The following is a 26,169-nucleotide window of genomic DNA, read 5'->3' as shown; positions in this document are numbered from 1 at the left end:
GGTCAGGCCGGGAGGGGCTGGGAGCCGATGGGGCGCCAGACGGTGCCGCGGCGTTCGTGCTCGAAGAGCTCCTCCACCGCATGGGCGATCTGCGGCCCGAACTGCCGGTCCAGCAGGTGCAGTGCGAGGTCCAGGCCGGAGGTGACCCCGCCGGCGCTGACCAGGTCGCCGTCGTCGACGACGCGGGCGCGGACGAGGTGCGTGCCCGTGGCCTCGAGGACGTCGTTGCCCAGGTGGTGGGTGACGGCGTGACGCCCCTCGAGCAGCCCGGCCATGGCCAGCGCGAGGGACCCGCCGCAGACCGTGGCCACCACGGTGTCCGGTGCGCCGAACGCCTGCCGCACCTTGCCGGGCAGGCCGGTCTCACCCACGCGGGCCAGCAGGACGGGGATGGTGTCCACGACGTCGGGGTCGGCGGACACCGGGCCGGCTGCGCCCGGCACGATCACGAAGCCCGGTTCGGTGGGGGCGAGCACGTGGGTGGCGGTGAGCTGCAGGCCACCGGTGCCGCTGGTGACCGGGCCCGGGGCGTCGATGCCGACCAGCCGGACCTCGAGCCGGCCGCCGACTGCGGCAGCGCCAGCGCTGAGCACCTCGAAGGGTGCGATGACGTCCAGCGGGTCGAACCCGTCGAACAAGACGATCTGGGCCAGCACAGGGCTTCCTCTCTCGGGGGTGTGCAGCGAGCGTAGGAACCGGTGCGGCCGTCGCACGAGTGGCTCATCAGCCATGCTCCGCAACCATCTCGCCATGCCCAGCGCTACCGTCCACGGCGTGCACACCGTTGCGGTCCTGGCCCTGGACGGCGTCATCGCCTTCGACCTCGCCACACCGGTGGAGGTGTTCGGGCGGACCGCCGTCGACGGCGCGCCCGCCTACGAGGTGGTCGTCGCCGGTCCCCGGCGGACCGCCGCTGCGGGGCCGACCTCCTTGTCCGTGCCCCACGGCCTGGACCGGCTGATCGCTGCGGACACCGTGGTCGTCCCGGGCCGGAGCGATCCCAGCGCCTCACCGGAGCCGAGGGCGCTGGCCGCCCTCCAGGAGGCGGCCCGGCGGGGCGCGGGCATCGCCTCCATCTGCGTCGGCGCCCTCGACCTCGCTGCCGCCGGACTGCTCGACGGGCTGCGGGCAACGACCCACTGGCAGGCCGCCGGCGTCCTCGCCGCCCGGTACCCGGCGGTCGACGTCGACGCCGGTTCCCTGTTCGTGGACAACGGGCAGGTCCTCACCTCCGCCGGCGCGGCGGCCGGCCTGGACCTGTGCCTGCACATGATCTCCCGGGACCACGGAGGAGCGGTGGCCGCCGAGGCCGCCCGGACCGCGGTGGTGCCGCTCACCCGGGACGCCGGCCAGGCGCAGTACATCCGGGACGACGGACTGGGCAACGGCGGGCTGGCGGCGACGCTGCAGTGGATCGAGGACCACGCAGCCGGGCCCGTGACCATCGCCGACATCGCCCAGGTGAGCGCCGTCAGCGTGCGGACCCTGAACCGCCGCTTCGCCGACGAGGTCGGCACCACTCCCAGCGCCTGGCTCACCCGGTCCCGGGTCCGGCGGGCGCAACGGTTGCTGGAGACCACCGATTGGTCCGTCGAGCGCATCGCCACGGCCAGCGGGCTCGGCTCGGCCACCAACCTCCGGGCGCGGTTCTCCGCCGTCGTCGGCACCAGCCCCATGCGCTACCGGACCGCGCTCGGCACCGCCAGGCACTGATCCGCCTCACGCTGGGGCCCCGACGTGGTGGCGCAGAGCCGGCTGCTCGCAGCGCCCGGGTCGGGGTGCACGGGCGCGGTCGCGGCCACGGACTCGTCCCGTCGCCGGCTGCCGGGCCGCACGTGGGCGCCGGTCACGCCTCAGGCGGACCCGAGTGAGGTGACGGCGGCTGGGGCGATGGTCCCGACCGGAGCTGGACTGGCGGGGGCAGCGGGGTCCCCGCCGGGGGCAGCTCCACGACCTGCTCGCCGACGTGCACCCGGGTCGGCGTGTGCGGGTCCAGCCCGGCCGGGGGCTCGATCACCGTCGTGTGCGAGGCCAGGTCCGCGGTCATCACGTCGACGGAGCCCGGGGGGAGCGGGGCGGACTCCCTGCGGCCGATCGTCAGCGTCAGCTCGCCGTCCTGCACCCGGGCAGCCCGGGGCACGGTGGGATGGCTGCTGCTGCCCCAGGTGGTCACCGCGAGGAGGGCGCCGGCCTCGACCCACCGGACGCCGACGCCGGGGTGTCGTTCCCCGGGGCGTGGCGGGAGGCCGATGACCGGCAGCTCCCCGCCGTCCGGCCGGCCCTGAGCCCGGACGACGACCGGCTGCCCCTGCTCCTCCGTCATGCCGCGCACGGTAGGGGGTCAGCCCCGGCTGAGCTGCTCAGCGGGCAGCCAGGCCTCGACCAGCACCGGGCCGTGCGCGCCGACGACGGTGTAGGCGACCCGGCCGTGCCAGGCGTCTTCCCGCTGCCGCCACTCCACCAGCAGGCCCGGCCAGGTGCCGGGTGCGTCGGGGGGGTCCTGCACCCAGCAGTGCCGGCCGTGCCCGTTGCCCGCCGGACGCCGGGCCTCGGCGGCCGGCGGGGCAGGCGCCTCCGGCGGGGCAGGCGCCTCCGGCGGGGCGGGCGGCTCCGGCGGGGCGGGCGGCTCCGGCGGGGCGGGCGGCTCCGGCGGGGGAGCGGGCACCCCGGAACGGGCGGCGCGGTCGGCCAGCGAGCCGCCGTGCCGCCCGCGCTGCATCCCCCCGGCCACCCGGACATCGTCGCACGGATTCGAACACACGTTCGACAAAGGGCACCCGGGTGGCGAGTGTCAGCAGAACGGGCTTCCCGCGCTCGGGATGCCCGCTCAGCTGTCACTCGGTGACGGCCCCGCTGGCTTGCTGGGCCCGCCACTCCCGGGGCGTGGTGCCGAAGGCGGCCCGGAACCGGCGGCTGAAGTGCGACGGGTCGCCGAACCCCCACGACCGGGCGACGGCGGCGATCGGCCGGCCACCGGGCCGGGCCAGCTCCGCCCGGGCACCCTCCAGGCGCTGGTCGATGACCCACTGCTCCAGGCTGAACCCGGCCGCGGAGCACAGCCGGTAGAGCTGGCGGACGCTGATCGCGTGCTCGGCCGCGACGCGGGTGGCATCGAGGCCGGGGTCGGTCAGGTGCTGGCCCACCCAGGTGCGGATGCGGGGCAGCAGGCTCTCACCCGGCACCGTGTCGCCGGCGCCGTCGGCCGAGACCAGGAGCGCCCGCACCAGCTCGAGGGTGGCCACGGACAGCGCCGGCCACCCCGGGTCGGCGGCCAGCCGCTCGGCGTCCCGGGTGACCCGGTCGACGTGCGCCCGGACCAGCTCGTACAGCGGGCTGTCCGGCGCGCGCGGAGCCGCCCGGCGCACGACGTCCACCGACAGCCCGAGCCGGGCGACCGGGACCTGCAGGGCGCTGCCCGCACCCTCGGTGTCGCCCCAGCAGAAGTCGTACGGCGAGCTGATGTCGGTGACCGTGAGGGTGCCGGGCGGCAGCGCGCGGCGCCGTCCGCCCTGCTCGTGCCGGCCGGTGCCACGCTCCTGCACGTAGAGCGACAGCACCGGCGGGGTGTCCGCCGGGGTCCGGCGGCGGCTGACCACCAGCGGGCCGACGACGTCGGCGCGCAGCACCGGCAGGCCGCCGAGCTGCCAGGTGTCCAGCCGCACCTGCACGGATGCTGCCGGCTCGCGCAAGCGCACCCGGGAGCTCATGCCGGCCTGCAGCCGTGCGACCACCGCGGCCGGGTGGCGGTCGGCGCCGGTGAGCTGCCGGCTGTCCAGGAGCGTGACCATCGCGCCTCCCTGTTCGGGTGGTCGGCGACGCTGCCGCGGGCGCCGACATCCTGTCGCCCCGACGGGTTGCGGGGGAAGGGGGTCCGCCCTGGGCGGGTCGGCACCCAGGGGCCAGCACCGGGCACCGAGGGCACAGTCCCGGGGCGTCGTCGTCCCTAGCGTGCTGACCGCCACTGACCGCAGCACCGACGAAGGAGACGCCATGCCCGTCCTGAGCCACGACGGCATCGAGACCTACTACAAGGACTGGGGGACCGGGCAGCCGATCGTGTTCAGCCACGGCTGGCCGCTGTCGTCGGACGACTGGGACGCCCAGCTGATGTTCTTCGTGCAGCGCGGCTACCGCGTCATCGCGCACGACCGCCGGGGGCACGGCCGCTCGACCCAGGTCGCCGACGGGCACGACATGGACCACTACGCCGACGACCTGGCGGCGCTCACCGCCCACCTGGACCTGCACGGTGCCGTGCACGTCGGTCACTCGACCGGCGGTGGGGAGGTCGTCCGCCACCTCGCCCGGCACGGCGAGGACCGGGTCGCCAAGGCCGTCCTGATCAGCGCGGTGACGCCGATCATGGTGCAGACCGACGCCAACCCCGGCGGGCTGCCGCAGAGCGTCTTCGACGGCATCCAGGAGCAGGTGGCCACCAACCGGTCGAGCTTCTACCGCGACCTGCCGTCCGGGCCGTTCTACGGGTTCAACCGGCCCGGCGTGGAGCCGAACGAGGCGATCATCGCGAACTGGTGGCGCCAGGGCATGACGGGCGGGGCGAAGGCCCACCACGACGGCGTCGTCGCCTTCTCCCGGACCGACTTCACCGACGACCTGAAGAAGATCACGGTGCCGGTGCTGGTCATGCACGGCGACGACGACCAGGTCGTGCCCTACGCGGACTCCGCTCCGCTGGCAGTCGAGCTGCTGCCGAACGGGACGCTGAAGACCTACGCGGACTCCGCTCCGCTGGCAGTCGAGCTGCTGCCGAACGGGACGCTGAAGACCTACGCGGGCTTCCCGCACGGCATGCCGACCACCCAGGCAGAGACGATCAACGCCGACCTGCTGGAGTTCATCCAGAGCTGACGACGACCGGGGCGTGCCCGCGCGGCACGCCCCGCCGGCGCCGACCGCGGGCTGGTGGCTGTCTCGTGATGGTCGAGGCAGCCACCAGCCCGGTCTCGGCTCACCTGTGCTTGGTGCGGGTGCTCCGGCCGGTGCTCTTGCTGCGCTTGCCGCTCTTGACCTTGCCCTTGGTGGTGACCGGGTGCAGCCCCGCGTTCAGCACGCCGGCGACGGCCTGGACGCCGGGGTGCGCGGCCAGTTCCTCGGTGGGCACCGGCAGCGGCAGGCACCAGTTGGGCCGGGAGTTCGCGCCGGGCATGTTCGGCCGGCGCTCCTCGGCGAGCGCGTCGTCCAGCGTCGCCGACAGCAGGGTCGAGGGCGCGGTGGCCAGCTGCCGGTGGGCAGCCTCGACCGCCTGGGCCGGGGTGGCGTCCTCGGCGATGAAGTCCAGGTGCGCGAGCAGCGAGGCGCGGCCACGCAGCAGCTCCTCCTCGGTGCCCAGCCCGCGTTCCCGCTGCTCGGCGAGGTCCGACCCGGTCCACAGCCCGGCCACCGTCGGCAGGTCGTGGGTGGTGATGGCGGCCATCGCCTCGGCCGGCCACTGGGCGGGCTCGTCGTCCTCGAACCACAGCAGCCGGTAGGAGAGGATCCCGTGCTCGGCCATCGCCTCCCGGACGCCGTCCTCGACGGTGCCCAGGTCCTCGCCGACGACGATCGCCTGCGCGCGGTGGCTCTCCAGCGCGACGATGTCGAGCAGGTCCTCGTGCGGGTAACGGACGTAGGCACCCTCGGCCGCGCCACCGTCGGACGGCACCCACCACAGCCGGAACAGGCCCATCACGTGGTCGACCCGCAGGCCGCCGGCGCCGGCCATGGTCGCCCGGATCGACTGGATGAACGGCTCGTAGTCGGCGGCCTGCAGCCGCCAGGGGACCAGCGGGGGTGAGCCCCAGTCCTGCCCCTGGCTGTTGAAGGCGTCCGGCGGGGCACCGACGCTCACGCCCTGGGCGAGCACGTCCTGCCAGGCCCACGCGTCCGCACCGCCGCCGGCAACCCCGATCGGCAGGTCCTGGATCACGGTGGTGCCCTCGGTGGCCGCCCGCAGCTGGACGTCGAGCAGCCACTGCAGCCAGGCGTGGAAGGCGATCTCCCGGTCGTGGCCGGCCACGAAGTCGGCCACCGCGGCGCCGCGGGGGTCGCGGAGCGGCTCGGGCCAGGTGTGCCAGTCCGGGCCGTGCTCGTCGGCGATCGCGCACCAGGTGGCCCAGTCCATCAGCGGCTGGCCCTCGTGCCACCACCAGTCACGGAAGGGCGCCTCGTCGACCCCGGCGTCGAAGACCCGCTGGAGCACCCGGCGCTTGAGCGCCCAGATGGCGTCGCGGTCGATGAGCTCCCCGTCGTTGAGCGCCCGGCCGGCCTCGGCCTCCACGTCGACCGCGTCGGCGCCGGGCACCTCGGCGATCCGCAGGTAGACCGGGTTGCGGAACCGGCGGGTGGCCGGCAGGTAGGGGCTGTCCTCCTGGGCCGGCGTCGGGGCCACCGCGTGCAGCGGGTTGACCAGCACGAAGCCCGCGCCCTGCGCCTGGGCGAGCTCGCGCACGGTGCGCAGGTCGCCGAGGTCGCCGATGCCCCAGCTCTCCCGGCCGCGGGTGGCGTAGAGCTGCACCGCCCAGCCCCAGGCGCGCCAGCCCTCGGGCAGCCAGCAGCGCCCGGGGGAGACGATCAGCCGCCGCTCCCGGCCGTCGGGGGTGCGCAGCCGGTGGTAGCCGAGCGGGAAGTCCTCGGGCAGCTCGCCGTCGATCTGAAGGGTCCGCCCGTCTTCGCACTCGACGTCGGCGAGGTCGACCTCCAGGGCGTCCCCGGGCCGGGCGACGATCGGGGCGCGGTCCGGCAGGTCCGCGGGCGGGGTGCCGATCACCTCCCGCAGCCGGTCGATCGTCGACCGGGAGACGGTGTGCTCCTCGTCGAGGGCGTCGAGCCAGCTGGCGTCGATGCCCCAGGCGTCCGTGGGCGGGGCGGTCGCGGGCTTCGGCGGTGGGGCGGTGCTGGTCACCCCCCGATCCTCACCGGTCGCGGCGGGCTCTGCCCACTGGGGTGGCTGCGGAGGCCGTCACACCTGCTGCTCCGGCGGTCCGGCCGGCGGGCGGAGCGAGCCGGCGACCAGGACGGCGACGCCCAGCAGGACGGCGACGACGGTGAGCGCGCGCAGCACGGTGACCTGCTGCCCGAGCAGCCCGATCAGCGGTGGCCCGGCCAGGAACGCGCAGTAGCCGATGGAGGCGACGACGCTCACCCGCGCGGCGGCCTTCGCCGGGTCGTCGGCCGCGGCGCTCATCCCGGTGGGGAAGCCCAGCGACGCCCCGGCGCCCCAGAGCAGGGCACCGAGGAAGGCGACCGGCGGGGAACCGAACACGAACAGCAGCAGCCCGACGACGGCCAACCCGGCCAGCAGCCGGATCACCGGCACCCGGCCGTAGCGGTCCAGCAGCGAGCCGCCGAACCAGCGGGCCAGCGTCATCGCCGTGAGGAACAGGGCGAACCCGAGCGTGCCGGCGGTCGCCGAGGTGCCGTGGTCGTCGATCAACGCCACCGCCAGCCAGTCGTTGGCAGCGCCCTCGGCGAAGGAGAAGGCCAGCACGACCACGCCGATGACCAGCGTGCGTGGCTCCCGCCAGGCAGCCAGTGCGCTCACCCGCTCGGCCGGGACGCCGTCGGGGTCGGTGTCGACGTCGGGGACGAAGCCCCGGGTGGTCAGCGGCACGACCACCGCGACCAGCACCGCGACCCCGGCAAGGTGGACCGGCACCGGCACGTCGAGGGCGACCATCGCCGTCCCCAGGAGCGCCCCGGCAACCGTGCCCAGGCTGAAGCCGGCGTGGAAGCGGGACATGACGATCCGGCCCAGGTGCCGCTCGACCACGGCGCCCTGGACGTTCATCCCGACGTCCCAGGCGCCGTTGGACAGGCCCATCACGAACAGCCCGGCCGTCAGCACGGTCACCGAGGTGACCGAGCCGACCGCGATGACGACCATCGCCGCGGCGAGCACGAGCGCCATGACGATCACGGTGGCGCGCGAGCCGATCCGCCCGATCAGGGTGCCGGCCAGCGGCAGGGCGATCACCGAGCCGGCCGCGATGGCCAGCAGCACCAGGCCGAGCGCGGCCGGGTCGAGGTCGAGCCGGTCCCGGACCTGGGGGATCCGGCTGGCCCAGCTGGCGAAGGCGAACCCCGCGCCGATGAAGGCGGTGTAGACCGCCCGCATGGCGGTGGTCACCCGGGCCGGGTCGGGTGACCGGCGGACGTCGGTGCTGGTCAACGCGGGAGCTCCTGCGGGGTGGTGGGGCGCACGGCCCGGGCGATGATCTCGCGGGTCTCGGCGCGGGACACCGGCCGGATGGAGAGGACCTTGTGCATGACCAGGCCCTCGACGAGCGCGTCGACGCCGCGGGAGGTGGTCGGGTCGACGAACCGCTCGAGCACCCCGCGGCTGCGGCGCATCCAGGACTCGGTGACCGTGCGCAGTGCGGGGTCGCGGAGCGCGGCGAGGAAGAGCTCGTAGGCGACGGCCCAGTCGCGGTCGTCGGCGTCGGCGTCGGCGTGCACCAGGTCGGTCACCGCCTCGACGACGTCGTCGAGGCTGGCGGCGTCGGCGAAGTGCGCCTCGTACTTCACCGCCATCCGTTCGGCGTGCAGCGCGAACGCCTGCGCGCGCAGGTCGTCCAGCCCGGTGAAGTGGTAGGTCAGCGAGCCCAGCGGGACGTCGGCGGCCGCGGCGATCAGCCGGTGGGTGGTGCCGGCGACGCCGTGCTCGGCGATGACGTCGACGGTCGCCTCGACGATCCGCGCCGCCCGGTCGGGGTCGTGCCGCCGCACCGGCCGGTCGCCCGTCTCGGGGTCGGGGGCCTGGCTCACGGGAGCGGTCGGACGACGCGGGCCGGGCTGCCGACCGCGACGACGTCGGCGGGCAGGTCCCGGGTGACCACCGAGCCGGCGCCGACCACGGTGTTCGCGCCGATCCGGACGCCGGGGCAGACGATGACGCCGCCGCCGAGCCAGACGTTGTCCTCGATCACGATCGGCTCGGCGGACTCCCACTTGTCCCGCCGGGGGCCGGCTTCGAGGGGGTGGGTCGCGGTCAGCAGCTGGACGTTCGGGCCCAGCTGCACGTCGTCGCCGATGGTGATCGGGGCGACGTCCAGGCAGACCAGCCCGAAGTTGGCGAAGGTGCGCGACCCGACGGTGGTGTGCCGGCCGTAGTCGCAGTGGAACGGCGGGCGGATCTCGCTGCCGGGGCCGAACGCGCCCAGCAGCTCCTCCAGCACCGCGCGGCGGGCCGCGCCGTCAGTGGGGTCCATCGCGTTGTAGCGGTGCGACAGCGCCTGTGCCCGGGTGCTCGCGGCGGCGATCTGGGGGTCGTCGGCGATGTAGGGGTCACCGGCTGTCATCCGCTCGTACATCGAGCGCGTGTCGCTGGTCATGTGTACGACCGTACACATCGATGCGTACAGAAGTACACAATGGTTCCCGAGGTGGGCGGGCATGATCCGGCGGTGGATCCCGCACGGACGGCACTGCTCGCGAACTTCCGGTGGATCGGCAGCCATGCCGACGTGTGGCGGGTGTTCGCCGACGGCGACGCTCTGCGCGCCGTGGTGGCCGGCCTGGTGGACCCCTGGCGCGATCAGCGGGTCACCCGGGTCGTGGGGATCGAGTCGCGGGGCTTCCTGCTCGGCGGCGCCGCCGCCGTCGCCCTGGGCGTGGGGTTCGTGGCCGTGCGGAAGGGGGACGGACTGCTCCCCGGCGCGGGGCTCACGACGGAGGCAGGTCAGGACTACCGCGGTCTGCGCCATCGCCTGCGGATGCAAGCGGTGCTGACGGCCGGCGAACGGGTGCTCCTGGTCGACGACTGGGCGGAGCGCGGCAGTCAGGCCCTGGCTGCCCGCCACCTCGTGGAGTCCGCAGGCGCGGAGTTCCTGGGTGTCTCCCTGCTGATCGACCAGCTGGACCCGGCGGCCCGGTCGGCGCTGGGCCGGGTCACGGCGCTGGCGACCGCCGAGGACCTCGGCCCACCCGCCGGATGAGCTCGGTCGCCTGCCTCGAGGGCGTTGCGTCCTCGCCGTGGTGTGCGTCGCCCGTCGGTGGGCCGTCGGCCACGGGTCGGGTCAGGTCCCGCGGGGCTTCGCCCGGCGGGTCGGGACGGCGGTGGCCGGGTCCTCCGGCCAGGGGTGGCGGGGGTAGCGGCCGCGCAGCTCGCTGCGCACCGCCGGGTAGCCGGTGACCCAGAAGCCGGCCAGGTCCGCGGTGGTGGCGACCACCCGGGAGGCGGGGGAGAGCAGCTGCAGGCGCAGCGGCCGGCCGGCGACCACCGGGGCTGCCGCCCAGCCGAACACCTCCTGCACCCGCACCGACAGGGTCGGCACCTCGGGGTCGCCGTAGTCCACCCGCACCCGCGAACCGGTGGGCACCTCGACCCGTTCGGGCACCAGCTCGTCCAGCCGCCCGGCCAGCTGCCAGGGCAGCAGCCCGCGCAGCGCCGCGGTCAGGTCCACCCGGGCGAGGTCCCGGCGGCTGCGGGCGCCGGACAGCGCGGGACCGTCGGCCAGCGCGGCGAGCAGCGACTCGTCGTCCACCGCCGGCCACGGCTCACCCAGCCCGGCGTGCGCGGCGGCCAGCCGCTCCCGCAGTGCCCGGGCGGCCGGCGTCCAGGTCAGCAGGGCCAGCCCGTCACGGCGCAGCCCCTCGGCGAGCGCCGCGGTCACCGCCGCCGGGTCCGGGTCGGGAAGCGGTCGCTCGGCGAGCACGATCGCACCCAACCGCTCGACCCGGGCCGCCCGCACGTCGCCGTCCCGCCAGGTCACCTCCGGCCCGTCGGTGTGCGCCGCGGCCCCGGCCGCCAGCGCCGTCGCCTCGTCCACCGCGACCGCCGCGCGCACCCGGGCGTCGCGCCGCCCCGGCGCGCGGTCGGCCGCGGCCACGGCCAGCCAGCCCGCCCCGCCCAGCGCGGTCCCCGGCGCGAGCTCCGCGCCGGTGCCGGCGGCCAGCAGGTAGGTGCGCTCGGTGCCGGGACGCCGGCGGGCCAGCCACTCCGGGTGCGCCAGCCCGACCAGCAGCCCGGCGGCGGCGTCGTCCGGCAGTCCGGTGTCCGGCGCCGACGGGGCCGCCCGGGTCAGCCGGGCCACCTCGTCCCGCCAGCGCGCCGCCGGGCCGCCGGACTGACCGCGCAGCGCCCGCCACTCGGCGACCAGGTCGTCGGAGCGGGGCGTGACGTCACCCGACAGCAGGGCCACGACCTCCGCCGCCCGCCGCCGGCCCACCTGCGCGGCGCCGTCGAGCAGCGCCCGGGCCAGCCGCGGGTGCGCCCCGACGGCGGTCAGCGCCCGGCCGCGCGGGGTGACCCGGCCGGCGTCGTCCACCGCACCCAGCCGGCGCAGCGTCGCCCGGGCCACGGCGAACGCGGCCTCCGGCGGTGCGTCCGGCAGTGCGAGCCCGGCGCCGTCCGGGGCACCCCAGACCGCCAGCTCCAGGGCCAGCCCGGTCAGGTCGGCGAGGGCGACCTCCGGCTCGGCGGCCGCGGGCAGCCGGTCGTGCTCGGCGGCCGACCAGAGCCGGTACACCCGCCCGGGCGCCTCCCGCCCGGCCCGTCCGGCCCGCTGCACCGCCGAGGCGCGGGAGACCCGGACGGTGACCAGCGCACCCATCCCGCGAGCCACGTCGAACCGCGGCACCCGGGCCAGGCCGGCGTCGACCACGGTGCGCACACCGGGCACGGTCAGGCTGGTCTCGGCGACGTCGGTCGACAGCACCACCCGGCGCCGCGGCCCCGGGGTGAGGGCGGCGTCCTGCTGCTCGGGCGGCAGCCGGCCGTGCAGCGGCCGGACGTCGGCGTCCACGCCGGTCAGCAGCCCGGCGACCCGGCCGATCTCGGCGGCGCCGGGGAGGAAGACCAGCACGTCGCCGGACGTCTCGGCCAGGGCCCGGCGCACGGCCTCGGCGACCGCGGTCAGCAGCCGCGGGTCCACGACGGTGCCGTGCGGCGGGGCGACCGGCGGGCTCGGCGGGCACCAGACCGGCTCCACCTCGTGCAGCGACCCGGTCGCCTCGAGCACCGGTGCATCGCCCATCAGCTCGGCCAGCCGGCCGGCCTGCGCGGTCGCCGACATGGCCAGCAGCTCCAGCTCCGGGCGCAGCGCGGCCCGGACGTCGAGGGTGAAGGCCAGCGCGAGGTCGGTGTCCAGCTGCCGCTCGTGGCACTCGTCGAGCACCACGGCCGACACCCCGGGCAGCTCCGGGTCGGCCTGCAGCCGGCGGACCAGCAGGCCGGTGGTGACCACCTCGACGCGGGTGGCGTCGCTGCGCCGGCTGTCCCCGCGCACGCTGTAGCCCACCGATCGCCCCACCGGCTCGCCCAGCAGCGACGCCATCCGGCGGGCCGCGGCCCGGGCGGCCACCCGCCGGGGCTCGGCCACCAGCACCCGGCCGGGCAGCCGGCCGGCGAGGGCCAGCGGGACGAGCGTGGTCTTGCCGGTTCCCGGCGGGGCGACCAGCACCGCAGCGCCGGCCGCGGTCAGCGCCGTGTCGAGGGCGGGCAGCACCGCGCGGACCGGCAGGTCGGTCCCGGGAGTCCCCGACGGTGGCAGCACGCGGGCCAGTCTCGCCTGCCGTGCAGACCCGACCCTGCCCAGGACTTGTCCGGGTCGGCATCCGGGGCCAGGGTGGGCACCTGGGACGACGACGTCCGGAGGTCTGCGTGGCGACGCACAGCGGCAGCAGCAACCGAACCGGCGTGGGTGCACCGGCACCCCGCCCGCCCGAGCGGGTGCGCAACGTGGCGCTGGTGGGCCGCGCCGGCGCGGGCAAGACCACCCTGGCCGAGGCGCTGCTGGTCGCCGCCGGGGCGCTGCCCCGCGGTGGCCGGGTGGAGGACGGCACCACCTGCCTGGACACCGAGGAGGTGGAGGTCCGGCTCCAGCACTCGGTCTCGCTGCACGCCGCGACGGTCGAGCACGCCGGTCACCGGGTCACCCTCCTGGACACCCCGGGCGCCCCGGACTTCGTCGGTGAGCTGCGCGCCGCGCTGCGGGCCGCCGACGCCGCGCTGGTCGTCGTCTCCGCCGTGACCGGGGTGGACGCGGGCACCGTGCAGGTGTGGGACGAGTGCGTCGTCGCCGGGTTGCCGCGGGCGGTCGTGGTCACCCAGGTCGACCGGCCGCGGGCCGACGTCCCGGCCGTCGTGCGGAGCTGCCGGGAGCTGCTCGGCGCCGGGGTCCACCCGCTGCACGTGCTCGGGGACGACGGCGCGCTCACCTCGCTGCTGGAGCCGCTGCCCGGTGACCCGGAGCGCGACCGGCTGCGCGCCGAGCTGATCGAGGGGGTGATCGCCGAGAGCGAGGACGAGACGCTGATGGACCGCTACCTCGCCGGTGAGCCGATCGAGGTCGCCGACCTGGTCGCCGACCTGGAGACGGCGGTCGCCCGCGGGGACTTCCACCCGGTGCTGTGCGCCGCGCCGCCCACCGGGCTCGGGGTGGGCGAGCTGCTGGACCTGCTGGTGAGCGCCTTCCCCTCGCCGCTGGAGCGCCCGTGCCCACCCGTCGTCCGGCCGGACGGACGGCCGGCCGGGCACGTGGGCTGCGACCCGGCCGGGCCGCTCGTCGCCGAGGTGGTGCAGACGACGACCGACCCCTACCTCGGCCGGATCTCGCTCGTGCGGGTCTTCTCCGGCACCCTGCGACCCGACGCCCCGGTGCACGTCTGCGGCGCCGGATCGGGGCACGGCTGGGGCGAGCAGCACCCCGACCACGACGCCGACGAGCGGGTCGGGGGCATCGCCGCCGTGCTGGGCAGCACGCTGCGGCCGGTCGCCGAGTGCCCGGCCGGTGACCTCTGCGCCGTCGCCCGGCTGAGCAGCGCCGAGACCGGCGACACCCTCTCCGACCCGGAGCACCCGCTGGTGGTGCCGCCCTGGCCGCTGCCGGACCCGCAGCTGCCGGTGGCGGTCGAGGCGGCCTCGCGCAGCGACGAGGACCGGTTGGCCGCCGCGCTGAGCCGGCTGGTCGCCGAGGACCCGGCGGTGCGGGTGGAGCGGCGGCCGGACACCGGGCAGCTGTTGCTCTGGTGCGTGGGGGACGCGCACGCCGAGGTGCTGCTGGACCGGCTGCGCGGCCGGTACGGCGTCGCGGTGCAGACCCCGCCGGTCCGGGTGCCGCTGGTGGAGACGCTCGCCGGTCCGGCCACCGTGACCGGGCGGCACGTCAAGCAGTCCGGCGGGCACGGCCAGTACGCCGTGGTGGTCCTCGAGGGCCGGCCGGGGCCACCCGGGTCCGGGGTCACCTTCAGCCAGCGGGTCGTCGGCGGGGCGGTGCCCACCCAGTTCCACGGCAGCGTGGAGAAGGGCGTGCGCGCCCAGGCCGCCCGCGGGGTGAGCGGGCGGCCGCTGGTCGACGTGGAGGTGGTCCTCGTCGACGGCAAGGCGCACTCCGTCGACTCCTCCGACGCCGCGTTCTCCGCCGCCGGCGCGCTCGCTCTGCGGGAGCTCGCCGCCGCGGCCGGCACCCAGGTGCTGGAGCCGTGGTGCGCCGTGGAGGTGACGGTGCCCGCCGAGCACGTCGGCCCGGTCCTCGGCGACCTCGCCGGGCGGCGGGCCCGGGTCACCGGGAGCGTCGCGGACCCCGCGCGCGAGGAGACGACGGTGCACGCCGAGGTGCCGGAGCGGGAGCTGATCACGTACCCGCGCGCGCTGCGGTCGGTGTCGCACGGCACCGGCCGGTTCACCCGCCGTCCGCTGGATCACGAACCGGCGCCCGCCGCCGTCGTCACCGACCTGCAACCGGCCTGACCCGGGCCGGATGCACCGGTCGAGCGTCGAGGAGAGGACCCACCGTGGCACGACGGGCAGGTCAGCAGCAGGCACCCGGGCACGAGGTGACCGACCGCAGCAAGCCCGCCACCGGACGGGGCGGTGAGCAGGCGAACGTCACCGACACGTCGGTCCCGCCCGGCCGCCAGTGGGCGGGCCGGATCGGCGGACCGGTCGCCGCGCTGGTCGTCTACTTCCTGCTCCGCCAGGACGACGCGCTGAGCACGGCCGGCCGGACGACGGCGGCGATCGGCGTGCTGCTCGCCGTCTGGTGGATGACCGAGGCGCTCCCGCTGCCGGCGACCGCGCTGGTGCCGATCGTCGCCTTCCCGCTGCTCGGCGTGCTGTCGGTGGAGGAGGCGACCGCGCCCTACGCGAACCCGAACATCTTCCTGTTCATGGGCGGCTTCATGATCGCCCTGGCCATGCAGAAGTGGGAGCTGCACCGGCGGATCGCGCTGCTCACCGTGCGGGCGGTGGGCACCAAGCCACCCCGGCTGATCGCCGGGTTCATGCTCGCCACCGCCTTCCTGAGCATGTGGGTGAGCAACACCGCGACCACGGTGCTGATGCTGCCCATCGGGCTCAGCGTGCTGATGCTCGTGCTGGACCGGGTGGCCGCCGGCAGCGTCGACGCCGAAGCCGTCGAAGCGGCCACCGACACCGACGGCGGCAGCGACACCCCCGGCGACGGCGGCCCGGCGGTCACCGAGCTCATCCAGGACTCCGACACCCGGAACTTCGCCGTCGCCCTGATGCTGGGCATCGCCTACGCGGCCAGCATCGGCTCGCTCGCCACGCTGATCGGCACCCCGCCCAACCTCATCCTCGCCGCCTTCGTGGAGCAGAACTACGACATCGAGCTGGGCTTCGGCGAATGGATGCTGATGGGCCTGCCGCTGGCCGCGGTCTTCCTGGTGCTCGCCTGGCTGGTGCTCACCAAGGTGGCCTTCCGGTCCGGGCTGCGCGACATCCCGGGCGGGAAGCGGGTGATCCAGTCCGAGATCGAGAAGCTCGGCTCGATGTCCCGGGGCGAGTGGACTGTGCTGGTGGTCTTCGTGACCACCGCCCTGCTGTGGGTGTTCCGCCAGCCGCTGACCGGATGGACGGCGCTCACCGACGTGCTGCCGTTCGTGGCCAACCTCGACGACGCCACCATCGCCATCGCGGCCGCCGTCGCGCTGTTCCTCATCCCGGTCAAGGCCCGGGAGGGCGTCTCCGCACTGGACTGGCAGCAGGCGCAGAAGCTGCCCTGGGGCGTGCTGCTGCTCTTCGGCGGCGGCCTGAGCCTGGCCGCCGCGGTGCAGGCGAGCGGGCTGGACGAGTACGTGGGCAACCAGGTGGGCGCGGTGGGGACGCTGCCGGCCATCCTCCTGGTGGTCGTCACTGCCGGAGTCGTCCTGCTGCTCACCGAGGTGACCAGCAACACGGCGACGGCGGCGGCCTTCCTGCCGGTCCTGGGCGGGGTCGCCCTGGGGCTCGACCTCTTCCCGCTGGTGCTCCTGGTGCCCGCGGCGCTGGCTGCCACCTGCGCGTTCATGCTGCCGGTGGCCACCCCGCCGAACGCGATCGTGTTCGGCTCCGGCTACGTCACGATCGGGCAGATGATCCGCGCCGGCGCCGTCCTCAACGTGATCGGCATCGTGCTGATCACCGCCGCGGTCTACTTCCTCGGCGGGGTCGCCCTGGGCATCACCTTCTGAGCCCCCCTCGGCCGCGGGACCAGCGTCCGGCCGGGTGTTTCCCGCCGGGCTGCCGGTGGGCAGGGGTCGCCGGGGCACGTGACCGGCGCGTCGTCCTGCCGCACCCGAGCCGGCGGAGGAGGGCGTCATGGAAGACCTGCACCTGGGGTACGCGCTGGTCGGCAGCCTGGCCGTCGCCCTGGCCGCGCTGTCCAGCAAGATGCGCGACCTGCCCTTCAGCGAACCCCTGCTCGCGCTCCTGCTCGGAGTGGTCGTCGGCCCGCAGGTGCTCGGGCTGGTCGAGATCAGCGAGGGGATCCAGACGCCGCTGGTGCACGAGATGTCCCGGGTGCTGCTCGCCGTCTCCCTGATCGGGGTGGCGCTGCGGTTCCCGGTGCGCCGGCTGCGCCCGGTGGTCACCCCGACGACCGTGCTGGTGACGGTGGGGATGCTCGGGATGGCCGCGCTCTCGGCCGGCCTGGCCTGGCTGGTGCTCGGCGTCCCGCTGGCGCTGGCTGCCCTCATCGGCGCCTGCATCACGCCGACCGACCCGGTGCTCGCCTCCAGCGTGGTCACCGGGAAGCCGGCCGAGGAGCACCTCCCGGCCCGGACCCGGCAGCTGCTGTCGGAGGAGTCGGGCACCAACGACGGACTGGCCCTGCCCCTGGTGCTGCTGGGGATCGCCCTCGTGCTGGGGGACTCCCTCGGGCACGCCGCCCTCGACGGCCTGTACCAGGTCGCCGTCGGCGTCGTCGTCGGGATCGTGGTCGGCCTGATCGCCGGCCGTGCGATGAGCTTTGCGCAGAGCCGCTCCGACGTCGACCAGGGCGCGTCGCTGGTCTTCACGCTGGTGCTGGCGGTCGCGGTGCTCGGCATCGCCCGGATCGCCAACTCCGACGGCATCCTCGCGGTGTTCATCGCGGGACTGGCCTACAACTTCACGGTCGCCCAGGACGAGGTCGGCCCGCAGGACACCATCGACGAGGGGGTCAACCGGTACGTGGTGCTCCCGCTGTTCCTGCTGCTGGGCATCCTGCTGCCCTGGTCGGCATGGGCCGACCTCGGCTGGGCGGCACTCGTCTTCCCGGTGGCCGTGCTGCTGCTGCGGCGGCCACCCGTGCTGCTGGCGCTGGCCCGACCGCTCGGGCTCAAGCTGCGCGATGCGGTCTTCCTCGGCTGGTTCGGGCCGATCGGCGTCAGCGCGCTGTTCTACCTGACCCTCAGCGAGGAGCACGGCGTCACCGATCCGCGGCTGTGGGCGGCCGGCACCCTGGCGGTCGCGGCCAGCACCCTCGCGCACGGGGTCAGCTCCGCACCCGGCCGGCGGCTCTACCGGCGGGCCGCGGACAGCTGATCACCGCTGCGCCTGATGGTTGCCGGTTGCACTCACCCTGCGGTTGATCACCACTGCCGGTAGGCATGCGGCATGACGGTGATCGGCTTCCACAACTCCCACGAGCAGGTGCACCCCAGCGACCTGCTCCGCGCGGTGCAGCACGCCGAGCAGGTGGGTTTCACCGCGGCGATGTGCTCCGACCACCTCGAGCCGTGGAACCCGCGGCAGGGTCAGTCGGGGTTCGCCTGGTCCTGGCTGGGTGCGGCTATGGCGACCACCGGGCTGCCGTTCGGAGCGGTCAACGCCCCCGGGCAGCGGTACCACCCGGTGATCATCGCCCAGGCGATCGCGACCCTGGGCTCGATGTTCCCCGGCCGGTTCTGGGTGGCGCTGGGCTCCGGTGAGGCGATGAACGAGCACATCACCGGGCACGTCTGGCCGCGCAAGGAGCTGCGCGACGCGCGGCTGCGGGAGTGTGTCGACATCATCCGGGCGCTGCTGGCCGGCGAGGAGGTCAGCCACGACGGGCTGGTCACCGTCGACCGGGCCCGGATCTGGACGCTGCCCGAGCAGCAGCCGGCGCTCATCGCCCCCGCCGTGACGGCGAAGACCGCCGCCCGGCACGCCGAGTGGGCCGACGGCCTGGTCACGATCAACCAGCCGCACGACACCCTGCGCGAGGTGATCGCCGCCTACCGGGACGCCGGCGGGCAGGGGACGCTGACCATCCAGGTGCACGTCTCCTGGGACCCCGACCCCGACCGCGCCGTCGCGCTGGCCCACGACCAGTGGCGCAGCAACGTCTTCCCGCCGCCGCTGTGCTGGGACCTGGACAGCACCACGGCCTTCGACCAGGCCAGCGCGCACGTCAGCCCGGAGGCCGTGGGGGAGGCGGTGCGCATCTCCAGCGACCTGGCCCAGCACGCCGCCTGGATCCAGGAGTACGTCGACCTGGGGTTCGACCAGGTCTACCTGCACCACGTGCCCAAGGAGCAGGTGCCGTTCCTGGACGCCTTCGGGGAGCACGTGCTGCCCCAGCTGGACGTCACCGCACCGGCCCCCGCGGTCGCGATCGACCCACCCGGCCCGGTCGAGCCCCGCCGTCCGGCGCAGGCCCCCGAGCCCGCCGTCCTGGACTGAGGAGCAGACCGATGCGGATCACCGACACCTCGGACCTGTGGTGGAAGAACGCCGTCGTCTACTGCCTGGACGTCGAGACGTTCATGGACTGGAACAGCGACGGGATCGGCGACCTCGAGGGGCTGGCCCAGCGGCTGGACCACCTGGCCGACCTCGGCATCACCTGCCTGTGGCTGATGCCCTTCTACCCGACCGCCGGGCGGGACGACGGCTACGACATCACCGACTACTACGCCGTCGACCCCCGGCTGGGCACCCTCGGCGACCTGGTCGAGATGATCCGGACCGCGAACGACCGGGGCATGCGGGTGATCGCGGACCTGGTGGTCAACCACACCTCCGACCAGCACCCCTGGTTCCAGTCGGCGAAGGCCAGCAAGGACTCCCCGTACCGGGACTTCTACGTGTGGCGGGAGGACCAGCCGCCGGACACCTCGGGCCAGGTGGTCTTCCCCGATGCCGAGGAGGGCATCTGGACGCACAGCCCGGAGACGGACGCGTGGTACCTGCACCGCTTCTACGCCGAGCAGCCCGACCTCGACGTCACCAACCCGCGGGTCCGGGACGAGATCGCCAAGATCATGGGGTTCTGGTTGCAGCTCGGGCTGGCCGGCTTCCGGGTCGACGCCGTCCCGTTCCTGCTGGAGACCGCCGGGGTGGACGAGGACTCCGCCGCGCACTTCCCCGACCCGCACGAGTACCTGCGCGCGCTGCGCGCCTTCCTGGGACGGCGGACCGGGTCCGGGGTGCTGCTGGGTGAGGTGAACCTGCCGTTCGAGCAGCAGGCCGAGTTCTTCGGCGGCCAGGACGGCGACGAGCTGACCATGCAGTTCGACTTCAACACGATGCAGCAGATGTACCTGTCGCTGGCCCGCTGTGACGCCGGGCCGCTGGCCGCCTCGCTGGCCGCCCGCCCGGAGATCTCCCCGGACAGCCAGTGGGGCACGTTCGTCCGCAACCACGACGAGCTGACCCTGGACAAGCTCGGCGACGACGAGCGCGCCGAGGTGTTCGCCGCCTTCGGCCCGGAGGAGGAGATGCAGGTCTACGACCGGGGCCTGATCCGCCGGCTGCCGCCGATGCTGGCCGGCGACCCGCGGCGGGTGCGGATGGTCTACAGCCTGCTGTTCTCCCTGCCCGGGACCCCGGTGCTCTTCTACGGCGAGGAGATCGGGATGGGCGAGGACCTCTCGGCCGGCAGCCGGCTGTCGGTGCGCACCCCGATGCAGCGGACCAGCGGCGCCAACGGCGGGTTCTCCGACGCTGCGGCGGAGGAGCTGACCCGGCCGGTCGTCGACGGTGGCTTCGCCCCCGAGTTCGTCAACGTCGCCGACCAGCGCCGCGACCCGGACTCGCTGCTGTCGTTCATGAAGCTGCTCATCCGTCGCTACCGGGAGTCCCCAGAGCTCGGCTGGGGTGGGTTCCAGCTGCTGGAGCAGCCGCACGCCGCCGTCCTGGCGCACCTGTGCACCTGGGACGACGGGGCACTGGTCGCGGTGCACAACCTCGGCGCCGAGCCGCTGTCGGTGCCGCTCACGGTGCCCGGCTGCGGCGCCGGGCACCGGCTGGAGGACCTGCTCACCGCCGGCGGCGCCCAGCTGGCCGACGACGGGTCGGTCGAGCTGGCGCTGGAGGGCTACGGGTACCGCTGGCTGCGGGTGGTCACCGAGGACAGCCGCCGGATCCTCTAGCTGACACTGTGGCCCTGTAGCTGACGCTGTGGCCTTGCGGGATCACGGTGGGTCACTCCCCGCCGTGGTCCCGCGCGTCCCACCCGCCACACCCGGGTTCCTGCGCGGGTTCGTCGGAGGGCGCACCTACCGTCCGCACCCGAGGTGATCACACAGATGAGCGACGAGCAGGACGTGCGGGCGGCCGGAACGGTCGACCGGGGTCGACGGACGGAGACCGGGTCGACGGCGGCGGTGGTGCCCGACCAGCGGACGCAGGGCGAGCCGGAGGTGGCCCCGCCGACGGCGCCGGATGCGGCACCGCCGGAGCCGCAGGCACCGCCGGTGGCTCCGGCGGGGGAGAGGCCGGACGGTGTGCCCGCGGGTGCGTCGGTCCCGGCGTCTCCGGCGCCCGCCGCGGACGGCGCGCCCGAGCCGCGGGACGACCCGGCTGCCGAACCGCAGGGGGCGCCGCACCCGACCGCGCCGGTCGGCTTCCGGCCGCGGCCGCGGATGCCCCGGCGCGGGGGCCCGATGGTGCGGATGGGGCCCTGGGCGCCCGTGGCCGGCGCAGGCCTCGGTCTGCTGCTGGGCCTGGTCGTCGTGCTCTTCCTGGCGCCGGCGGTGGACACCTTCGACCAGCGGCTGTCCCTGGTGTTCGTCGTGCTCGGGCTGAGCCTGCTGGGCGCGGGCGGCACCCTGCTGGCCGACGAGGTCCGGTTGCTCCGCCGGGGCGCCCAGGCCGCCGAGGTGCGGGCGTCGAACGCCGGGGTGATCGCCGGCCTGCTCAACGGCCTCACCCCGGCCCGGCTGCTGATCACCGCGAGCGCCTTCGTGCTCCTGCTCAGCGCCTACGTGACCAACGGCGGCGTCTGACGCCCGGTTCTCGCAGCACACGGCCCGGTCAGCTCTGCCCCCGCTGACCGGGTCGCGCTGCTCGGGTCAGGTGCCGGTGCCCGCGGTCCGCAGCTCGGCCAGCGACAGCCGACCGGTCACGAGGTCGTCGGCGACGTCGTCCACGACCCGGTCGGTGGCGAAGGCGTGCGCCCGGAGGACGGCCAGGGCGTCGGCGGTGTCCAGACCCAGGGCGACGTTCACCATGCCGGTCGCCTGCCAGACCTTCGCCCGGCTCGACGCGTCCGGCGTGTCCCACCAGCTGCGTCGGGTCTCCGTCACCGGGGCGCCGGTCACGGTGGCCGCCATGGCGCGGGTCAGCGCCTCGGTCACCTGCGCGACGTCCTCCCGGTCGGTGGCCGACAGCGAGGCCAGGTCGCGCACCCAGAGGTCGAGGACGACCAGGGGCCCCAGCGGCGGCGGCAACGGCACCGACAGGACGCCGCGGAAGGGCGTCTCGCCGACCAGCGAACCGTGCAGTTCCGGCCAGTTCCGGGCGATGTCCGCCGCGTCGAAGGCGATGGCGTGGCCGTCGTCGTGCGCGCGCAGGCAGGGACCGGCGCCGTGGGTGAACTGCAGGCGCTCGGCCCGGGAGGTCGTCGGGTCGCTGGCGCCGATCGGCGTCCGCCGGCCGTGCACGTCGTGGATGCTCAGCCCCGCACCGTCGATGGGCAGGGCGGCCACGCAGGCCTGGGCGAGCCGGACGCCGAGCAGCTCCGGCCCGCGCAGCTCGGCCGGCGGCAGCTGACCGAGGGCGGCGCTGAACCGCTGTGACGCAGGGAGAGGGCCGTTCATGGTCGCTCCTGTCCGAGGGCGCGGGGCCGCGCCTGGCCAGCCTGGCGGCCGGGACGGCGGGGCACCACCGGAGCGCCCTCAGCCGAAGGCGTCGAGCCCGAGGCGGACGGCGAGGGCCAGCCCGGCCACGGCGATGAGCCGGCGCAGCAGCGTCTGCGGCACCCGGCGCACCACCCGCGGGCCGAGTCGACCGCCGAGCAGGAAGCCGATGGCCAGGGGGAGGGCGGCCAGCCAGGCGACGTCGGCGAAGAAGGCGTAGCCCAGCGCGGCCACCCCGTTGGCCAGGGCCAGGACGACGTTCTTCAGCGCGTTGCTGCGCGGCACGCCCTCCCCGGTGACCAGCAGGTACACCGCCAGCAGCAGCACCCCGGCGGCAGCCCCGAAGTACCCGGCGTAGACGGAGGCGGCGAAGGTGCCCACGACCAGGCTCCAGTGGTCCCGAGCCGGCCGGCCCGCCGCCGCGTCGGCGGCCAGCTCCCGGGGCGGCCGCTGGACCAGGATGGCGATCGCCGCTCCGGCGATGAGGAAGGGCACCAGCTTCTCGAACGCCCCGCTCGGGGTGGACAGCAGCAGCACCGCCCCGACGACGCCGCCGAGCAGCGCGACGGGCCCCAGCCGGACCAGCCGGGCGCGCTGGCCGGTCAGCTCCGGCCGCGAGGCGCTCACCGCGCCGACCCCGCTGAGCACCAGGGCGACGGTGTTGGTCACGTTGGCCGCAACCGGCGACAGGCCGGTGGCCAGCAGCGCGGGGTAGCTGATCAGGGAGGCCAGGCCGGCGATGCTGCCGATCAGCCCGGCGCCGATGCCGGCCAGCACGAGGAGCCCGAACTCCAGGGCGCTCATCGGCGCAGCAGCACCCAGATCGCGGTCACCCCGAGCACCACGATCGCGCTGCGCAGCAGCGCCGTGGGCAGCCGCCGGCCCAGCGTCGACCCGACGTACCCGCCGACCAGTGCGCCGCCGGCCACCAGCGCGGCCGCGGCCCAGTCGATCCGCTCCGTCGCCACGACCACGTAGGCCAGCGCGGCCACGGCGTTGACGGCGAGGGTCAGCACGTTCTTGATCGCGTTGAGCCGGTGCAGCGGCTCGCGGAGCAGCAGCCCGAAGATGCCGATCTGCAGCACCCCCTGGCTCGCGGCGAAGTAGCCGCCGTAGGTGCCGGTCGTGTACGCGCCGGCGAAGAGCGCGGCCAGCCGGCCGCGGCCGATCCCCTGCTCCTCCTCGACGGTGCCCGCCCGGGCCCGCCGGGCAGCCAGCCGGCGCTGCAGCAGGGGTTGGACGGCGACCAGCACGACGGCCAGCCCGACCAGCACCGGCACGATCGTCTCGAAGGCCGAGGCGGGCAGGTGCAGCAGCAGGAAGGCGCCGGTGAGCGCACCCAGCACCGACGCCGGGAGCAACTGGAGCAGCAGCCGGCGCTGGCCGTGCAGCTCCCGGCGGTAGCCGATCGCCCCGGTCAGGTTGCCGGGCACGAGGCCCAGGGAGTTGGTGATGGTCGCGGTCACCGGTGGCAGCCCGACGGCCAGCAGCACGGGGAAGGTGACCAGCGTGCCGGAGCCGACGACGGCGTTGATGCCGCCCGCGGCCAGCCCGGCGGCGGCCACCGCGACCATCTCCCACACCGTCATGCCCGCATCGGCGCGAGGGTGTCACAGCGGCCTCGTGTGAGCCCGCGCACGGCAGTCAGGTGCGGGTCAGTTCCCCGGTGGTGACCGGTGGCGGTGAACCGGCGACCTGCACCCGGTTCTTGCCCGCCGCCTTGGCCGCGTACATCGCCAGGTCGGCCTGCTGCAGGGTGCTGGTCCAGGAGACGCCGGGCAGCACGCAGGCGGCTCCCACGCTCGCGCCCACCTGCGCCGTGCCGACGGCCAGCTGCACCGGCGCGGAGGCCACCTCGACCAGTCGCCGGGCCAGTGCCGCGGCGTCCCCGGCGTCGGCGGCGTGCACCAGGACGGCGAACTCGTCGCCGCCCAGCCGGGCGCACAGCCCCGGCGTACGGACGGCGCCGGCCAGCCGTGCGCCCACGGCCCGCAGCAGCTCGTCGCCCGCCGCGTGGCCGAGCCGGTCGTTGACCAGCTTGAAGTCGTCCAGGTCGACGAAGAGCACCCACGGGTCGCCGTCGGTGCCGGCGGAGGCTGCCGCCAGGGCGGCGGAGAAGGTGCTGCGGTTGGCCAGGCCGGTGAGGGCGTCGGTGCGCGCCTGCAGTTCCAGCTCCCGGTGTGCGCTGGTGGCCCGCACGGCGAGCGCCGCCTGGGCCACCAGCGACTGGACGAGGGCCACGCCCTCGGGGTGCAGCACGCTGCCACCCAGCAGGAGGTGCCGGTCCGGTTCGTCCGGCATCGGGATCGCTGCCCAGCAGTGCGCCCCACCGGCCGCGGTCACGAGCTCCTGCGGCGCGGTGACGCCCCGGGGCTCCTGCGCGGTGGTGGCGTCGGCCAGGTCTGTGGCGACCGCGGTGCGGTCGAGGGTGCCGGGGGGCTGCCGGAGCAGGCCGACCGACCGCTGGACGACCAGGTGTGCTCCGTCGTCGGCGACGACGACCATGGACAGCCCGGGGGTGATCCGGCAGATCTCCGCGGCGGCCTCCCAGCCGTGCTGCCGGATCTGCCCGACGTCGGTGACGCCGAGCAGTTGGGTGGTCAGGCGGGCGAGCGTGGCGTCCCAGGCCTGCGCGTGCTGGTGCTGCTGCAGCACCGAGACGAGGTGCCGGGAGACCACGGCGAGCAGCGGCGCGATCGGCAGGGCGCCGAGCAGCGGGGCAGCCGGTGCGGCCGTGGCGTGCCAGGGAACGACCTCCCACAGCGCGAGTGCGGCGACCAGGCCGGTGCACTGGGCGGCCGTGTACGCCCAGGTCTCCCGGGTGTGGCCGTAGACGGCGCGGAACCACAGCGCGGGGAAGGTGACGCCCAGGGCCACTGCCGGCACCGGTGAGGCGAGCGCGAACGCGCAGATGGCGAGGGCGTCGAGGAGGTCCAGGGCGACCGACCCATGGCGTGCGGTGTAGCGGTGCAGCCAGGAGGCGACCAGGGCGGCCGTGGACAGCGCGATCACGGCCAGCTGCCAGCTGCCCGCACCTGCCGCGGCCCCGAAGGAGGTGAGGCCCAGGGAGATCAGGGCGCAGGCGCCGAACAGCCAGCGGGTGCGCTCGACCAGCTCGGCGGGACGACGGAAGACCGCCCAGCGCGTCGCCGGCCGCGTCGCCGGGGGTGGGGTCATGGCGGTCCTCGTCCTCGGGCCCGGCTCTGCTCGCCGGTGCGTCCACCCAGGTCTTCGGCGTCCGGGGCTCGGACCTGGATCACCCGTCTGGGTCGATCGCCTTCCCCGGGGCTGGGGCATGGACAGCTCCCGCGCGGGTGGGCAGAGTGCCAGCCGTGCCCCGACACCCGCCCGCGTACGACTTCCGCACCGTCTGGCGGGTGCCCGGCACGATCGCCGAGGTGTGCGCAGTGCTCAGTGACAGCGCCGCACTGCCCCGGTGGTGGCCGGCGGTCTACCTCGACGTCGTCCCGGTCGACGACGGCGGGCCGGACGGCGTGGGGCGCACGGTCGAGGTGTTCACCACCGGCTGGGCGCCCTACACGCTGCGCTGGACGCTGCGGATCACCGAGCCGATGACCGACACCGGGTTCGCCCTCGCTGCGGACGGTGACCTGGTGGGCGGTGGCCGCTGGACCTTCGCGCAGGAGGGCCCCGAGGTGGTGATCACCTACGACTGGCAGGTCCGCGCGGCCAAGCCGCTGCTGGCCAGACTCAGCTGGCTGTTGCGCCCGGCGTTCGAGGCCAACCACCGGTGGGCGATGGCCCGCGGGGAGGAGAGCCTGGCCCTGGAGCTCCGCCGCCGGCGCGACCCGACCGCCGTCGTCCCGCCGCCACCCCGGCCGACCTTCCGGCGGCTGGCCCGCTGACCCCGGCCCCCGTGCAGGGGCCCGCCACGAGCTCGCGAGT

Annotated in this window: 23 protein-coding genes; 10 read left to right on the top strand and 13 right to left on the bottom strand. The window is 75.4% G+C overall.

Annotated elements, in window-relative coordinates; all coding sequences use genetic code 11:
* Nucleotides 1–2: 2 nt before the first annotated feature.
* A complete protein-coding gene (locus O2W16_RS00330) occupies nucleotides 3–656 on the bottom strand; it encodes a DJ-1/PfpI family protein (protein ID WP_269156809.1) in 654 nt (217 codons plus the stop codon).
* A 94-nt stretch (nucleotides 657–750) separates the two neighbouring features.
* Here O2W16_RS00330 and O2W16_RS00325 point away from each other — a divergent pair, with 94 nt between their 5' ends.
* Nucleotides 751–1,713 carry a GlxA family transcriptional regulator gene (locus O2W16_RS00325; protein ID WP_269156808.1) on the top strand — a complete coding sequence of 321 codons (963 nt, stop codon included), beginning with the start codon at nucleotides 751–753 and terminating at the stop codon, nucleotides 1,711–1,713.
* A 133-nt stretch (nucleotides 1,714–1,846) separates the two neighbouring features.
* Here O2W16_RS00325 and O2W16_RS00320 read toward each other — a convergent pair whose 3' ends face one another.
* From O2W16_RS00320 to O2W16_RS00310, 3 genes are all read right to left on the bottom strand, one after another.
* Nucleotides 1,847–2,323, bottom strand: a complete 477-nt coding sequence (locus O2W16_RS00320; RefSeq protein WP_269156807.1) for a hypothetical protein — start codon at nucleotides 2,321–2,323, stop codon at nucleotides 1,847–1,849.
* A gap of 18 nt (nucleotides 2,324–2,341) precedes the next feature.
* Nucleotides 2,342–2,731 (bottom strand): hypothetical protein, encoded by a 390-nt coding sequence (locus tag O2W16_RS00315; RefSeq protein ID WP_269156806.1) that lies wholly within the window; start codon nucleotides 2,729–2,731, stop codon nucleotides 2,342–2,344.
* A gap of 103 nt (nucleotides 2,732–2,834) precedes the next feature.
* The gene (locus tag O2W16_RS00310; RefSeq protein ID WP_269156805.1) at nucleotides 2,835–3,788 is read right to left on the bottom strand and encodes a helix-turn-helix domain-containing protein; all 954 of its coding nucleotides are present in this window, start codon (nucleotides 3,786–3,788) and stop codon (nucleotides 2,835–2,837) included.
* Nucleotides 3,789–3,990: 202 nt separating this feature from the next.
* On the opposite strand from O2W16_RS00310, the gene O2W16_RS00305 reads away from it, so the two are divergent.
* A complete protein-coding gene (locus tag O2W16_RS00305; RefSeq protein ID WP_269156804.1) occupies nucleotides 3,991–4,869 on the top strand; it encodes an alpha/beta fold hydrolase in 879 nt (292 codons plus the stop codon).
* A gap of 100 nt (nucleotides 4,870–4,969) precedes the next feature.
* On the opposite strand, the gene malQ is transcribed toward O2W16_RS00305, so the two are convergent.
* From malQ to O2W16_RS00285, 4 genes are read right to left on the bottom strand one after another with little or no spacing between them, the layout of a single operon-like run.
* The gene (malQ, locus tag O2W16_RS00300) at nucleotides 4,970–6,901 is read right to left on the bottom strand and encodes a 4-alpha-glucanotransferase (RefSeq protein ID WP_269156803.1); all 1,932 of its coding nucleotides are present in this window, start codon (nucleotides 6,899–6,901) and stop codon (nucleotides 4,970–4,972) included.
* 57 nt (nucleotides 6,902–6,958) lie between these two features.
* Nucleotides 6,959–8,167: an MFS transporter gene (locus O2W16_RS00295; RefSeq protein WP_269156802.1), complete on the bottom strand. Its 1,209-nt coding sequence runs from the start codon at nucleotides 8,165–8,167 to the stop codon at nucleotides 6,959–6,961.
* Nucleotides 8,164–8,763: a TetR/AcrR family transcriptional regulator gene (locus tag O2W16_RS00290; RefSeq protein WP_269156801.1), complete on the bottom strand. Its 600-nt coding sequence runs from the start codon at nucleotides 8,761–8,763 to the stop codon at nucleotides 8,164–8,166. The genes O2W16_RS00295 and O2W16_RS00290 overlap by 4 nt, the downstream gene beginning before the upstream one ends.
* Complete coding sequence (locus tag O2W16_RS00285) at nucleotides 8,760–9,329, bottom strand: sugar O-acetyltransferase (RefSeq protein WP_269156800.1); 570 nt, start codon at nucleotides 9,327–9,329, stop codon at nucleotides 8,760–8,762. The genes O2W16_RS00290 and O2W16_RS00285 overlap by 4 nt, the downstream gene beginning before the upstream one ends.
* Before the next feature lie 72 nt (nucleotides 9,330–9,401).
* Between O2W16_RS00285 and O2W16_RS00280 the strand changes: the two genes are divergently transcribed.
* On the top strand, nucleotides 9,402–9,932 hold the full coding sequence (locus O2W16_RS00280) for a phosphoribosyltransferase (RefSeq protein WP_269156799.1): 531 nt from the start codon (nucleotides 9,402–9,404) through the stop codon (nucleotides 9,930–9,932).
* Nucleotides 9,933–10,013: 81 nt separating this feature from the next.
* Here the strand turns inward: O2W16_RS00280 and hrpB are convergent, their stop codons facing one another.
* The gene (gene hrpB / locus O2W16_RS00275; protein WP_269156798.1) at nucleotides 10,014–12,491 is read right to left on the bottom strand and encodes an ATP-dependent helicase HrpB; all 2,478 of its coding nucleotides are present in this window, start codon (nucleotides 12,489–12,491) and stop codon (nucleotides 10,014–10,016) included.
* 107 nt (nucleotides 12,492–12,598) lie between these two features.
* Here hrpB and O2W16_RS00270 point away from each other — a divergent pair, with 107 nt between their 5' ends.
* The 6 genes from O2W16_RS00270 to O2W16_RS00245 all read left to right on the top strand — a co-directional run bounded on the left by O2W16_RS00270 (nucleotide 12,599) and on the right by O2W16_RS00245 (nucleotide 21,411).
* A complete protein-coding gene (locus tag O2W16_RS00270) occupies nucleotides 12,599–14,686 on the top strand; it encodes an elongation factor G-like protein EF-G2 (protein ID WP_269156797.1) in 2,088 nt (695 codons plus the stop codon).
* Between the two features lie 44 nt (nucleotides 14,687–14,730).
* Nucleotides 14,731–16,410, top strand: a complete 1,680-nt coding sequence (locus tag O2W16_RS00265) for an SLC13 family permease (protein WP_269156796.1) — start codon at nucleotides 14,731–14,733, stop codon at nucleotides 16,408–16,410.
* A 127-nt stretch (nucleotides 16,411–16,537) separates the two neighbouring features.
* Nucleotides 16,538–17,743, top strand: a complete 1,206-nt coding sequence (locus O2W16_RS00260) for a cation:proton antiporter domain-containing protein (RefSeq protein ID WP_269156795.1) — start codon at nucleotides 16,538–16,540, stop codon at nucleotides 17,741–17,743.
* 72 nt (nucleotides 17,744–17,815) lie between these two features.
* Nucleotides 17,816–18,865 carry a TIGR03885 family FMN-dependent LLM class oxidoreductase gene (locus tag O2W16_RS00255; protein ID WP_269156794.1) on the top strand — a complete coding sequence of 350 codons (1,050 nt, stop codon included), beginning with the start codon at nucleotides 17,816–17,818 and terminating at the stop codon, nucleotides 18,863–18,865.
* Nucleotides 18,866–18,876: 11 nt separating this feature from the next.
* Complete coding sequence (locus O2W16_RS00250) at nucleotides 18,877–20,556, top strand: alpha-amylase family protein (protein WP_269156793.1); 1,680 nt, start codon at nucleotides 18,877–18,879, stop codon at nucleotides 20,554–20,556.
* Between the two features lie 156 nt (nucleotides 20,557–20,712).
* The gene (locus O2W16_RS00245; protein WP_269156792.1) at nucleotides 20,713–21,411 is read left to right on the top strand and encodes a hypothetical protein; all 699 of its coding nucleotides are present in this window, start codon (nucleotides 20,713–20,715) and stop codon (nucleotides 21,409–21,411) included.
* 66 nt (nucleotides 21,412–21,477) lie between these two features.
* Here O2W16_RS00245 and O2W16_RS00240 read toward each other — a convergent pair whose 3' ends face one another.
* The 4 genes from O2W16_RS00240 to O2W16_RS00225 all read right to left on the bottom strand — a co-directional run bounded on the left by O2W16_RS00240 (nucleotide 21,478) and on the right by O2W16_RS00225 (nucleotide 25,440).
* Nucleotides 21,478–22,224 carry a hypothetical protein gene (locus O2W16_RS00240; RefSeq protein WP_269156791.1) on the bottom strand — a complete coding sequence of 249 codons (747 nt, stop codon included), beginning with the start codon at nucleotides 22,222–22,224 and terminating at the stop codon, nucleotides 21,478–21,480.
* Nucleotides 22,225–22,302: 78 nt separating this feature from the next.
* Complete coding sequence (locus O2W16_RS00235) at nucleotides 22,303–23,067, bottom strand: sulfite exporter TauE/SafE family protein (protein ID WP_269156790.1); 765 nt, start codon at nucleotides 23,065–23,067, stop codon at nucleotides 22,303–22,305.
* On the bottom strand, nucleotides 23,064–23,852 hold the full coding sequence (locus tag O2W16_RS00230) for a sulfite exporter TauE/SafE family protein (RefSeq protein ID WP_269156789.1): 789 nt from the start codon (nucleotides 23,850–23,852) through the stop codon (nucleotides 23,064–23,066). The genes O2W16_RS00235 and O2W16_RS00230 overlap by 4 nt, the downstream gene beginning before the upstream one ends.
* 55 nt (nucleotides 23,853–23,907) lie before the next feature.
* Nucleotides 23,908–25,440 carry a GGDEF domain-containing protein gene (locus tag O2W16_RS00225; protein ID WP_269156788.1) on the bottom strand — a complete coding sequence of 511 codons (1,533 nt, stop codon included), beginning with the start codon at nucleotides 25,438–25,440 and terminating at the stop codon, nucleotides 23,908–23,910.
* A gap of 155 nt (nucleotides 25,441–25,595) precedes the next feature.
* Here O2W16_RS00225 and O2W16_RS00220 point away from each other — a divergent pair, with 155 nt between their 5' ends.
* Complete coding sequence (locus O2W16_RS00220) at nucleotides 25,596–26,129, top strand: SRPBCC family protein (protein WP_269156787.1); 534 nt, start codon at nucleotides 25,596–25,598, stop codon at nucleotides 26,127–26,129.
* Nucleotides 26,130–26,169 lie beyond the last annotated feature (40 nt).

It is taken from the genome of Modestobacter sp. VKM Ac-2984 (genome assembly GCF_026967985.1).
Classification (GTDB): domain Bacteria; phylum Actinomycetota; class Actinomycetes; order Mycobacteriales; family Geodermatophilaceae; genus Modestobacter.
The sequence above is the reverse complement of the archived record's forward strand: the minus strand, read 5'-3'. Positions and strand labels throughout refer to the sequence as shown.